Genomic DNA, 13,321 nt, shown 5'->3' with positions numbered 1-13,321 from the left:
GGAACCGTGAATAAAAAGATCGTACTGAAGCAAAGTGTTGTCGCGGTCGCGCTGGCATTCGGCGCAGCACCATTGTCATTCGCCCAGACCGCGGGCGCCGTCAGCACTGCCGCGGAACAAAACCAGGGCCAGGGCCAGGTCCAGGGCCAGATGCAGCGCGTGGTCGTTACCGGCTCGAACATCAAGCGCGCCGACAAGGAAGGCCCGGCGCCGGTCAGCGTCATCACCGCCCAGGATATCCGCAACACCGGTGTCTCCAGCGTGGCCGACCTGATGAAACTGGTGCCCTCGATGGGTTCGGACACCAACCAGGACTTTACCAGCGGCACCGGCTTCGCCCGCGGCGTGGCAACGGCTTCGCTGCGCGGCCTGGGTTCGTCGTCGACCCTGGTGCTGCTCAATGGCCGCCGCATGGCGCCGGCGCCGTATGCCGACCCGAACACCGGCAATTCGGTCCTGTATGACCTGAACAGCATTCCGCTGGCCGCCATCGAACGCATCGAGATCCTGCAGGACGGCGCCTCGGCCATCTACGGCTCGGACGCCATCGGCGGCGTCATCAACTTCATCCTGAAGTCGAGCTACAACGGCGCCGAGATCGCCGCCCGCACCAGCGCCAACGACGACGGCGACTTCGCCAAGCATGGCTTCAATGCCGTCTTCGGCAAGGGCGACCTGGAAAGCGACGGCTATTCCTTCATCGTCACCGCCGACGTCAGCAAGCGCGACCGCGTTGCTCGCCGCGACGCCAGGGACATCGAGTACGAACAAGGCCAGATCCTGAGCGGGCGCTTCCGCTCCGACTATTCGAGCTCGATTTCGCGCTACGCGACCTATTACCGCGAAACCGCGCCGAACAGCCGCAACTTCGGTGTCACCCGCGCCACGGCGCCGACCAACATGCAGTTCAATCTCGGCTGCCCGGCCGGCGAGCAGATCACCGGCGGCACCAAGGACGGCCTGCTGGCGACCAGCACCCTGATCGGCCGCACCTTCTGCAACTACGACGCCGACCGCTTCCTCGAGGCGCAGGGCGCCGGCAAGGATGCCAACCTGCTGGCGCACGGCGAGTTCAAGCTGAGCCCGAGCATCACGGCCTTTACCGACCTGGCCTACTCGCGCTCCGAGCGCGACTTCACCGGCGCGCCGATCACGATCGGCACCACCCAGGTCGGCACCTTTACCGCCAACGGCGTCGGCACGCCTTACCAGACGATCCTGCCGATCGGCCACCCGGACAACATTTTCCCGGATGCCCGCGCGTCGGTGTCCTACCGCTTCGAGAACCTGCGCGGCGGCTCGCGCGCGCTCAACGAAGGAACCCGGGCCCTGGCCGGCCTGCGCGGCAGCCACTTCAACTGGGACTGGGAAACCGCCTTCCTGTGGAACCGTGCCGAGAACGAAGACACGACCTACGGCCGCCTGTTCCTGCCGACCCTGCGTACGCTGATGACGCAGAACCGTTCGCTGGCCGATGTGGCGGCCGACCCCAGCCTCGGCCATGATGTCGTCACGGAAAACCGTTCCGAGATCAAGCAGCTGGACTTCAAGGCCAGCACCGAGTTCGGCCAGCTGCCGGGCGGCGCGGTCGGCCTGGCGCTGGGCGCCGAGGTACGCCGCGAGAGCATCAACCTGAACCCGGACGAGCTGGTGGCGACCGGCCAGATCTACGGCCTGGCCAACACCATCCTCGACAGCCACCGCAACGTCAAGTCGGCCTTTGTCGAGCTGCGGACGCCGGTGCTGAAAGGCCTCGAGTTCGACTTCGCCGGCCGCTGGGACAAGTACCCGACCCTGAAGACCAACTTCGTGCCGAAAGTCGGCGGCAAGTGGACCATCAACGACAAGTTCGCGCTGCGCGCCACCTATGCCGAAGGCTTCCGTGCACCGTCGCTGAGCCAGGTGGTGCCGGGCGGCGCCCAGTACTTCCTGAACGGCGTCTGGGACCCGAAGCGCTGCGAGGAAGACACGTCGACACCGCGCCCTGGCGGCACCACCCAGGACTGCTCGCGCAACATCGCCGGCACCGGCGGCTTCAATCCCGACCTGAAGCCGGAAGAGTCGAAGAGCTACAACTTCGGCCTGATCATTTCGCCGACCAACTACCTCGACCTGACGGTGGACTTCTACCGCATCAAGCGCACCAACGAGATCGTGCTGGGCACCTCCAGCGACGCCCTGAAGAACGAGGACCGCGTGCCGCAGAATGTCTTGCGCGATACGAACCCGGCCAACTTCATCATCGGCCCGGACGGCAACCCGATCCCGAACTCCGGCCCGCTGCTGATGGTCTTCACGCCGTGGACCAACCGCGGCATGACCGAACTGCGCGGTGCCGACATCGAAGCGCGCCTGCGCAACCGGCTCGGTGAATGGGGTTCGCTGTCGACCACGCTGCGCTCGACCTATACGGACTCGTACAAGATCCAGCAGTTCGAAGGCGATCCGGTGAACAACGTCGTCGGCTCGTACCCGAACTACCGCGACTGGCTGCTGTCGACCGGCAACGCCACGCCGCGCTGGAAAACCAGCGTCTCGACCACCTGGCGCCTGGCCGAGCATTCGGTGAACATGTCGGTGAACTATGTCGGCCCGATTTCGCTCAAGCGCGTCTACGACGGCGAAACCAAGTACGACGAGCCGTTCTGCGCCTTCGGCACCCGCAAGCCGACCGATGCCGCGCCGGACCGCGATACCTCGATCCCGCTGTACGAGGATTACTACCCGGATTGCGCCGTCAAGGAATGGGTCACCGTGGGCCTGGGTTACACCTATACCGGTTTGCGCAACTGGACCCTGAACGCCAACGTGCAGAACCTGTTCGACAAGAAGGCGCCGTACGATCCGACCTACGCCGCCATCGGCTACAACTCGGACCTGCACAATCCGTATGGCCGCTTCTTCAACGTCAGCGCACGTTATGTGTTCTGACCGGAAGGATAGGGCAGGGTAGAGCAGGGTAGCCCGAAAAAAAGCCCGCCGGTGCGAACCGGCGGGCTTTTTCATGCGTGTTTCTGTTCGCGGGCCTCAGCCCTTCGGCCAGGGCGTCAGGATCTCGAAACCGTTCGCGGTGACGGCGATCATGTGTTCCCACTGGGCCGAGAGCGAGCCGTCGGCCGTGACCACGGTCCAGCCGTCCTCCAGCTGGTCGACTTCCTCGCCGCCGATGTTGATCATCGGTTCGACCGTGAAGGTCATGCCTTCCTTCAGCAGCAGGCCGGTGTTCGGGCGGCCGTAGTGCAGCACCTGCGGGTCTTCGTGGTAGACGCGGCCGATGCCGTGGCCGCAGTAGTCGCGCACCACCGAGTAGCCGGCGGCTTCGGCCATTTTCTGGATCGCATGGCCGACGTCGCCCAGGCGCGAACCCGGACGCACGGTGCGGATGCCGGCCATCATGCACTCGAAGGTGGTGTCGACCAGGCGCTTGGCTTCAGGGCTCGGGGTGCCGGCGTAGTACATGCGGCTGGTGTCGCCGTGCCAGCCATCCTTGATCACGGTGACGTCGATGTTGACGATGTCGCCGTCCTGCAGGATCTCCTTTTCGCTCGGGATGCCGTGGCAGACCACGCCGTTGACCGAGGTGCACAGGGTCTTCGGGAAGCCGTGGTAGCCGACATTCGCCGGCGTCGCCTTCTGCACCTTGCGGATGTAGTCGTTGCAGCGCCGGTCGAGTTCCTCGGTGGAGACGCCGGGAACGACGTATTCCTTGATCATTTCCAGCACCTCGGCGGCCATGCGCCCGGCGACGCGCATCTTCGCGATGTCCTTGTCGTTCTTGAGTTTGATTGCCATGTTTGCAGTAGGGGTAGCCGCGGACGCGCCGCGCAATCCGTCATGATACCGCAGTGCATAAAGAAAATGCCCGCCAGGCGAACCTGGCGGGCATCGATGACGTCTTCAACGCATCGGTTCTTCAGGAGAGGTCCTTGCGGACCTCAGCCATTAGAACGACTGGTTGTAGCGGACGTAGAAGAAGCGGTCGATCGGGTAGTCGGCATCGACGTACGACGAGGAAGCTGCGCCCGACACGGTCATGCGTGGCTTCTTGTCGAACAGGTTGTTGATACCAACCAGGACCTGGCCATTCCAGGCGGTCTTGTAGCCGACGCTGACGTCGTTATACGTGACACTGCCCAGTTTGTTGTAGTTCTTGCCCCAGCTTGCTTCGCCGCCGATGTTCGAGCACTCGAGTTCGTTGGTCTTGAAGCAGCGATCCTTCACGCCGCTGTAGTAGCGGGCGGTCCAGGTCGCGTTCCAGTTGCCCAGGCTCCAGTCCAGCGACAGGTTCGACTTGACGCGGTTGTAGAAGTACTGGCCGGCGTAGTCGGTCCACTCTTCGCCAGCAGCTTCCTGGTCGCGGATCTTGTCGACGTAGCTGGTTTCCGAACGCACGCCGAACTGGCCGTAGGCGGTACGCTTCAGGCGGTAGGACAGCGACAGGTCGAGACCTTCGGTTTCCAGGACACCCTTGTTGGCGTTGCCGCGGTTCAGGGAGATGATCTGGCCGGTGATCGGGTCACGCTTCAGCGCATCGCAATAACCCTGGATGCCCTGCACGTAGCAGTACTCGGCAACGTCGGTCGCGCCAATGGCGGTGATGATGTTGCTGACCTTGATGTTGAACCAGTCGAGCGATGCCGAGAAGCCTGGCAGGAACGATGGGTTATACACGAAGCCGACGGTCTTGGTCTTGGCCGTTTCCGGGGTCAGCTCGGCATTGCCGGCGCTGGCCATGAACGGGTACGGGCTCTGGCCGCCGCCACCGCTGGTGATCGGGACGCCGGTCTGGTCGAGCTGGCGGAAGTTCGCGCCTGCGCCGGCTGCCGCGCAACGTGCGGCGACTGCCGGGTCGCTACGCTGGCCATACAGCGCATCGCAAGGATCCAGGTAGTCGTCGAAGGACTGCTGGCCGCCGCCGAAGGTGTCGCCCAGTGCCGGAGCACGGAAGCCTTCAGCCCAGGTACCGCGGACCAGCACGTCTTTCACCGGTTTCCACATGAAGCTGGCTTTGCTGTTGGTCGTGTCGCCGACGTTGCTGTAGTCCGAGTAACGCGACGCCAGGTTGACGCTCAGCAGTTCGGCGAACGGCAGGTCTTTCAGGACCGGCACGTTCAGCTCGAGGTAGGCTTCCTTGACGGTGTAGCGGCCGAAGGTCGGGTTGCCGGCCAGGTCGCTCGAGTAGCCCGATTGCTCGAACTGGCCCGGACGGTCGTAGCCGCGCACTTCGCGGTGCTCCAGGCCGCCGGCGATGCCGACGTTACCTGCTGGCAGGGCGAAGATCTCGCCGCCGATGTCGGCGGTGGCGCTGTTGACGGTGCTGCCGTAGGTTGCCTGGCCGGTCGACATGACGTAGCGCAGTGCTTCCGGGGTCGAGGCCGATGGGCCGCCGGCGATGTTGAACGGCACGCATTCGGCCAGGGCGATCGGGTTGGCGGCGGTGCCGCACTGGACGACGCCCGAAGCGTTCATGAAGGATGGGCCCAGGGCCTTCTTCAGGTTCAGCAGGTTGACGTTGCCGGTGCCCAGGGTCGAACCCTTGACCGAGCTGTGGTTGTAGCCAACGCTCCAGTTCCATGGCATGGCGCGCAGTTCGAAGTCGCCCGACAGGCTGGCGTCGACGTGGAAGGTATCGTTGCGGTTTTCGGTCAGGCGCGGCACTTCGACGGTACGGCGCTGGAACGACAGGTCCTGGGCGGCGGCGGCGCCGACGACCGAGCTGCCGACCGGGTTGTAGTAGCTGTCCTTGTCGATGTAGACCGGGTACGACGATTGGGTACCGGTTTGCAGTGGGTAGCCGGCGACCTGGGCGCTCGACTTACGCTGCGAGAACATCGCAGTGGTCTGGAACTGCACGCCGTACGGCAGTTCGACGGTGCCCTTGGTGAACAGGGTGTCGAGCTTGGTCGGCATCTGGAACATCATCTGCGACGCGCTGTTGAACTTGTCGTTCACCAGGTTGCCGTCCCATGGGTGGTAGTTCGCCAGGTTGCGCGAATCGGCGCCCACGCCGTCGCCCTGCGGGCCACCGGTGTGGTTCAGCACGACGTCGATGCTGCCGTCGGCGTTCCAGATGTTGGCCCATGGGCCGCCGCCCAGGCCTTCGGTCAGGTAGCGGTCGGTGCGCGGGTAAGCGGTGATCGGGCGGTCCTTGGCCCAGACCACGCCTTGCTCGGTGTGCGACAGACCGAACATCAGCGAAACCTTGTCGCTGTTGGCGCCGGCGGTCAGCGAGAAGTCCTTGCTGCGGCCGTCGCCTTCCTGGTTGCGGCCGATGTACACGCTGGCCTGGCCGCCTTCGAGGCGTTTTTTCAGAATGATGTTGACCACGCCGGCGATCGCGTCCGAGCCGTAGATCGACGAGGCGCCGTCTTTCAGCACTTCGATGCGGTCGATCATGGCCGATGGAACGGTCGACATGTCGGTGAAGCCGTCGACGGTCTGCGACCAGCGCTTGCCATCGACCAGCACCAGCAGGCGTTGCGAGCCCAGGTTGCGCAGGTTGATGTACTGACCGCCGTTTTCACGGTTCGAGGTCAGCGAGCCGCCCTTGCTGAAGTCCGGCGAACCGGCCGACGACAGTTGGTTCAGGATGTCGCCGACGGTCACGAGACCGGTCTTCTGAATCTGTTCCTGGGTCATCACCTGGACCGGCTGTGCCGTTTCCAGATCGACCTGGCGAATACGCGAACCCGTGACTTCGACGCGCTGCAGTGGCTGGGACGCTTCTTGGGCGAACGCAGCATGCATGCCGAGGGTCATGCCGCCCAGGCAGATCGCACGGACCGACCGGGACAAGATTTTTTCCATCATTTTGCAAAACTCCTAGGGTGAAAACGCAGCGCAGCCTTGGCGGCGCCGCGACGGAAAGTGTCGCTCTGCGACCAACTGAAAGATGTCAACGGGGTCAAATTTGACGCTTGACAATCTTCCAACCCGTCAATGGAATCATCCACGAGATGTTCTTGTCAACAACTAGAAATTTAAATTTGTTAATGTTGTAAAGAGGCGTATTTACGATGGTCTTTTTTACAAGTGCATACTTGACGTACGGGAAATAATGATTCTTGGCGAAGCAATGAAGCCTATACACCACGGGATTTGGCCAAACAAAATTTTTTTGTGCAGTGCAAAAACTGCGTTAAATCGCCGCCGGAGCGGGAATTGTTTTTCCTGTAATGTGGGAATATGCATGCTAAAAACTGCACCGTACCAGTGCATGCTTCCTTCGGATTGAAACCAATAGTTACAGGCGGTGTCGGTAGGAATAGGCTTGAACGCACCTGCCTGGTGAGGTGGACGAGCAAAATGTGACAAGACGGTTACAAAATCTGAAACGCCAGCGATTTGCCGGCAGGCGTTTGGCATGCACTGCGGCGGTGCAAAAAAAATGCCCGCCGAAGCGGGCATTTGTTTCAGGCAAGCGGGATCAGAATGCCTGGTTGTAGCGCACGTAGACGAAGCGGTCGACCGGCATGTCCGGGTTCACCGACGAGCCCGACGAGTTGCCGCCGAAGGCAGATGCGGTGTCGTACACGACTTGCGGCTTCTTGTCGAAGACGTTGTTGGCGCCGATCATCAGCTTGCCTTTCCATGGGAAGGCATAGCCAACCGACACGTCGTTGTAGGTCAGCGAGCCGAACTTGTTGTAGCCGGTGCCCCAGCTCACGACGTCCTGCGGGTTGCTGCACTCGGCGACCAGGGTCGCGGTGTTCGACCAGCAGTGGGTCTTGGTGCCGCTGTAGTAACGCGCGGTCCAGGTGGCGCTCCAGTTGCCCAGGCTCCAGTCCAGCGAGACGTTCGACTTCACGCGGTTGTAGTAGTACTCGCCGGCGATGTTGGTCCAGTCGCCGGTGGTGCGGGTGCGGAAGGTGTCGACGTAGCTGGTGTCCGAACGCACGCCGAACTGGCCGAACGAGGTGCGCGGCAGGCGGTAGGCCAGGTTCAGGTCCAGGCCTTCGGTTTCCAGCTGGCCCAGGTTGGCATTGCCGCGCGACAGGTTGACGATCTGGCCGGTGACCGGATCGCGCTGGATCGCCGAGCAGAAGCCGGCGACGCCGCTCACGTAGCACTGGTTCACGACATAGCTGGCGCTGACCGCGGTGATGCGGTTGTCGACGCGGATGTTGAACCAGTCCAGGCCCACGCTCAGGCCGGTCAGGAAGGACGGGTTGTAGACGATGCCGGCGGTCTTGGTCTTGGCCGTTTCCGGGGTCAGGAAGGCATTCCCGGCGCCGGTGCTGAACGGGGTCGGGGTCTGGCCGCCGCCGCTGCCGACGAAGGCGCCGGTCTGGTTGACCTGGCGGAAGTTGGCCGGCACGCCGGCAGCGAGGCAGTTGGCGCGCGTGGTCGGGCTGATCGAGGCGTCGCCGTTGGTCATGTCGCAGGCGTCCAGGTAATTGTCGTAGGACTGCGAACCGCCGCCGAAGGTGTCGCCCACGGTCGGGGCGCGGAAGCCCTCGGCGTAGGTGCCGCGTACCAGAATGTCGCGGATCGGTTTCCACATGAAGCTGGCCTTGCTGTTCGTGGTGTGGCCGAAGTTGCTGTAGTCCGAGTAGCGCGAGGCGATGTTCAGGCTGAGCAGTTCGGCGAACGGCAGGCTCTTCAGGACCGGCACCTGCAGCTCGGCGTAGAATTCCTTGACGGAGTAGCGGCCGGTGGTCGAGTTGCCGGCCAGGTCGGTCGAGTAGCCCGATTGCTCGAACTGGCCCGGACGGTCGTAGCCGCGCACTTCGCGGCGTTCCAGGCCGGCGGCGATGCCGACGGCGCCGGCTGGCAGCGAGAACAGTTCGCCGGTGATGTCGGCGGTGGCGCTGTTGACGGTGCTGCCATAGGTCGCCTGGCCGGTCGACATGACGTAGGCCAGCGCTGCCGGGGTCGAGGCGCTCGGGCCGCCGAGGATGTCGAACGGTACGCACTCGGCCAGCGGGATCGGGCTGGCGGCGGTGCCGCACTGCACGCCCGACGAGCCCATGAAGGATGGGCCCAGGGCCTTCTTCAGGTTCAGCAGGTTCAGGTTACCGGTCGACAGCACGCTGCCGCTGACCTTGTTGTGGTTGTAGCCGACGTTCCAGTTCCACGGCAGGCCGCGCAGCGAGAATTCGCCTTCCAGGGACGCGTCGATGTGCAGGGTCTGGTTTTCGTTCTCGGTCACGCGCGGCACTTCGATGGTGCGGCGGTAGAAGAACAGGTCCTGGCCGGCGCCGGCGGCGACGCCCGGTGCCCCGTTGCCGTAGGGGTTGTAGTAGCTGTTCTTGTCGATGTAGACCGGATACTTGCTCTGCACTAGGGAGTTGACCGGATAGCCGGCGTTCTGGCGCGACGAATCGCGCTTCGCGAACATGGCCGTGCTGTTGAAGCGCATGTTGTACGGCAGTTCGACCGAACCTTTCGTGAACATCGAGGTCAGCGTGTTCGGCGACTGGAACATCATCTGGCTGGTCGTGTTGAAGGTGTCGTCGAAGTTGGTGGTGCTGTAGGTGTGGTAGCTGTTGCGGTCACGCGAGTTCTGGCCGACGCCGGTGCCGTCGTAGCCGCCGGTATGGTTCAGGTGCTGGTTGAAGCCGGTCGCGGCGCCGGTGGCGCTGACCTGGCGGATACGGCCCCAGCCGCTGCCGCCCAGGTTGCCGGTCGGGTGGTTCGGGCCATAGCTGAAGGCGGTTTCCTCACGGTCCTTGGCCCAGACCACGCCCGATTCGGTGTGGGTCAGGCCGAACATCAGCGAGGCCTTGTCGCTGCCGGTGCCGAAGCTCAGCGAGTAGTCGCGGTTCTTGCCGTCGCCTTTTTCGTTCTGGCCGACGTACACGCTGGCCTGGCCGCCTTCCATCGAGGTTTTCAGGATGAAGTTGACCACGCCGGCGATCGCGTCCGAGCCGTAGATCGACGAGGCGCCGTCCTTCAGGATCTCGATGCGCTCGATCATCGATGCCGGGATGGTCGAGGTGTCGGTGTAGCCGGCCACGGTGGTGGTCCAGCGCTTGCCGTTGACCAGGACCAGCAGGCGTTGCGAACCAAGATTGCGCAGGTTGATGTATTGGCCGCCCTGTTCGCGGTTCGAGGTCAGGGTCGAGCCCTTGCTGAACGCCGGGGTGCCGGCGACGGCCATCGAATTCAGGATGTCGCCCACGGTGACCAGACCGGTTTTCTGGATCTGTTCCTGGGTCATCACCTGGACCGGCTGTGCGGTTTCCAGGTCGACCTGGCGGATGCGCGAACCGGTAACTTCGACGCGCTGCATGGCTTCTTGTGCCTGCGCGAAAGACATCATGGATTGAAGGGCGACGGCGACGGCCAGCGCGATCTTGGTACGTTGTTGCATGTGCTCTCCGGATTTTTTGCCGCTCGTGGCGGCTGTTGTCTATTGATCCAACGCGTTGCGCATAGTAAATACGCTCATCTATGAAAGCATTGATGATTGATCAATGTCAATACATATAAACAAACACGTTGTTGTTAAAAGACAACCCCATTTTTTCGCACAAATCCGGCGCGTTATGCAGGGTGAATGTTGCGGCAATGCACAAAAAAAGCGCGGCGAAGCACATAAAAAGTGCTCGCTGCGTACTGCTTAATCCAGGCAGTTTTTCCAGAGTTCGGTCACGCGTGCTGCGTGCGCCGCGACCAGGGCGGCATCGACCCGCGCCTCCTTGCCTTGCAGGCGGCGCTGGTGCTGCAGCTTGCGCATGGCGCGGTAGGCATCGGCCGCCGCCGACGCCAGCGTACGGTCGATCAGGCCGAGTTCGCTGAAGCGGTGCAGCAGGGCGATGTTGCCGACATTTGCCGTCAATTGCGGATACAGATGGGCATGGCGCAGCACCAGGTACTGGACGATGAACTCGAGGTCGATCATGCCGCCGGCATCCTGCTTCAGGTCGAACAGCACGCCGTGCCTCGGCGCGGCATCGTGCATGCGCTGGCGCATCTTGACGACCTCGGCCTTCAGCTCCGCGGCCTGGTCCTCCCTGTTGCGCCGCAATACTTCCTCCCGGATTCCCTCGAAACGCGCCCCGATGGCGGCGTCGCCGGCGCAAAACCGCGCGCGTGTCAGGGCCTGGTGCTCCCAGACCCAGGCCGACTGGCGCTGGTAGCGCTCGAAGGCCGCCACCGAACTGACCAGCATGCCGCTGGCGCCGTCCGGGCGCAGGGCGGTGTCGATGTCGAACAGGATGCCGGCCGGGGTATGCGCCGTCATCCAGGTAATGAAGCGCTGGGCCAGCCGGGCGTAGTTCGAGGGCGCCATGTCGTCCTCGTCGTCGAACAGGAAGATCACGTCGAGGTCGGACACATAGCCCAGCTCCTTGCCGCCCAGCTTGCCGTAGGCGATGACGGCAAAGCGCGGTTCCTCGACGTGGCGCGAGGCCACCGTCTTCCAGGCCCAGCGCACGGTGGCCGCCACCACCACGTCGGCCAGCGCCGACAAATGGTCGGCCAGGCGCTCGACCGAGAGTTCGCCGGCCAGGTCCAGGGCCAGCAGGCGGAACTGCTGGGCATGGTGGGTTTCGCGCAGGATGTCGAGCTGGCGCTCGGTATCGCCTTCGGCTTCCTGCAGGCGGGCGTCGAGGCTGGCCGCCACCTGGGCCGGGTCGTCGATGCCGCCGCGGTCGTCAAGCAGTTCGTCGAGCAGGATCGGGTGCTGGGTCAGGAAGGTGGCGGCCCAGCCGCTGGCGTGCATCATGCGGATCACGCGCTCGAGCGTGTGCGGGTATTCGCTCAGCAGCGACAGGTAGGCCGAGCGGCGCGCCACCGCTTCCAGGAAGTCGAGCAGGCGCCCCAGGGTCGCGCCGTGGCTGCCGACCCCGCTTTCCTTGACCGTGGCCGCGACCTGGGGCAGGGCCAGGTTCACCAGCGACAATAAACGGGCGCGGCTGGCGTCGGGCAGGCTTTGCAGGCGCGGCGCCTGCCAGGTCGCCACCAGGCGCCGCGCGCTATCGGCCGGGTCGCCGAAGCCGAGCGCCGCCAGGTGGGCCTCGATCGCACCGACCTGCTCGGGGTCGGCGGCGATCGCTTCCAGTTCGGCGCGTTCCTCATCGGGCGCGGCGCTCTTGTCGGCGAACATGTCGTCGAATTCGGCCGCCACGAAGGCGCGCTGTTCTTCCAGGCGGGCGAGCAGGGTGGGCACGTCGGGCAGGCCCATCATGTGCGCTACGAGCTCGCGGTCAGGTTCGAGCGGGGGCAGGGTGTGGGTCTGGGCGTCGTCCAGGTATTGCAGGCGGTGCTCCAGGTTGCGCAGGAAAGTATAGGCTTCCAGCAGCCGTTCGACGGTGGCAGGCGGCATCAGTTCGCGCTCGGCCAGCAGGCGCAGGGTCTGGCGCGTGGAGCGTTCGCGCAGGGCCGGGTCGCGCCCGCCGCGTATCAATTGGAAGACCTGGGCCAGGAATTCGATCTCGCGGATGCCGCCGCGCCCCAGCTTGACGTTATTGCTGCGGTCCGGATGCAGGCGTTCCTGGCGTTTTACTTCGGCGCGGATCTGGGCGTGCATGTTGCGGATGGCGTCGATCACGCCGAAGTCGAGGTAGCGCCGGAAGACGAACGGCCGCACGATGGCGTCCAGGGCCGCGATGTCTTCCTCAAAGCCGGTGACGGCGCGCGCCTTGACCCAGGCATAGCGCTCCCATTCGCGCCCCTGCACGATCAGGTACTCTTCCACCATGTTCAGGCTGGCCGCCAGCGGTCCGGACTTGCCGTTCGGGCGCAGCGCCATGTCGACCCGGAAGGTAAAGCCGTCCTCGATCACTTCCGACAACGCGCCGATCAGCTTGCGGCCCAGGCGCACGAAGAATTCGTGGTTCGACAGCGCGCGCTGGCCGGGGCCGGCGGCCGTCTCGCCGTCTTCCGGATACACGAAGATCAAATCGATGTCCGAGGAGACGTTCAGTTCGCCGCCGCCTTGCTTGCCCATGGCCAAGACCATCATTTCCTGGGGCCGCCCGGATTCGGCGCCGACCGGCATGCCGTGGGCCGCCACCTGTTCGGCCATCAGCTCGCGCAGGTGGGTGCGGATCGCGAAGTCGGCCAGGCCGGTCATGGCGGTGACGACTTCGTCGAGGTCGGCCAGGCCTTCCAGGTCGCGCCGGATCAAGCCTGCCAGCAAGAGATTGCGCAGGCGGCGCATGGCGCGCGGCAAGGGAATGCCGGCCGCCAGCTCAGTGTCCAATAACGCGCCGAAATCCTGCCGGGCCAGCGATAATTGGGCCAGTTTGCCGACGCGCTCGGGACGGTCGGGGGCGGCGTCGACCCAGCGTTGGTACCAGCGCGAGGCGCAGGTGGCGGAAATGGTTGACGTCGGGGGGGCGATCGGGGTGGTCATCGGCAGTCCTGCAGAAGA

5 protein-coding genes are annotated in these 13,321 nt (G+C 64.1%); 1 reads left to right on the top strand and 4 read right to left on the bottom strand.

Features of this window, described 5'->3' with window-relative positions; genetic code table 11:
- The first annotated feature begins 6 nt into the window (after nucleotides 1-6).
- A complete protein-coding gene (locus tag LK540_RS13600) occupies nucleotides 7-2,931 on the top strand; it encodes a TonB-dependent receptor (protein WP_229437833.1) in 2,925 nt (974 codons plus the stop codon).
- 96 nt (nucleotides 2,932-3,027) lie between these two features.
- On the opposite strand, the gene map is transcribed toward LK540_RS13600, so the two are convergent.
- The 4 genes from map to glnE form a co-directional block, all read right to left on the bottom strand.
- Nucleotides 3,028-3,792, bottom strand: a complete 765-nt coding sequence (gene map / locus LK540_RS13595) for a type I methionyl aminopeptidase (RefSeq protein ID WP_229437832.1) — start codon at nucleotides 3,790-3,792, stop codon at nucleotides 3,028-3,030.
- Between the two features lie 150 nt (nucleotides 3,793-3,942).
- Nucleotides 3,943-6,795 carry a TonB-dependent receptor domain-containing protein gene (locus LK540_RS13590; protein WP_229437831.1) on the bottom strand — a complete coding sequence of 951 codons (2,853 nt, stop codon included), beginning with the start codon at nucleotides 6,793-6,795 and terminating at the stop codon, nucleotides 3,943-3,945.
- Nucleotides 6,796-7,426: 631 nt separating this feature from the next.
- Nucleotides 7,427-10,315, bottom strand: a complete 2,889-nt coding sequence (locus LK540_RS13585) for a TonB-dependent receptor domain-containing protein (protein ID WP_229437830.1) — start codon at nucleotides 10,313-10,315, stop codon at nucleotides 7,427-7,429.
- Nucleotides 10,316-10,564: 249 nt separating this feature from the next.
- Nucleotides 10,565-13,303, bottom strand: a complete 2,739-nt coding sequence (glnE, locus tag LK540_RS13580) for a bifunctional [glutamate--ammonia ligase]-adenylyl-L-tyrosine phosphorylase/[glutamate--ammonia-ligase] adenylyltransferase (RefSeq protein ID WP_229437829.1) — start codon at nucleotides 13,301-13,303, stop codon at nucleotides 10,565-10,567.
- Nucleotides 13,304-13,321: the final 18 nt, after the last annotated feature.

Source organism: Massilia sp. IC2-278 (assembly GCF_020708045.1).
Classification (GTDB): Bacteria; Pseudomonadota; Gammaproteobacteria; order Burkholderiales; family Burkholderiaceae_D; genus Telluria.
This window is presented reverse-complemented; position numbering and strand designations above follow the sequence as displayed.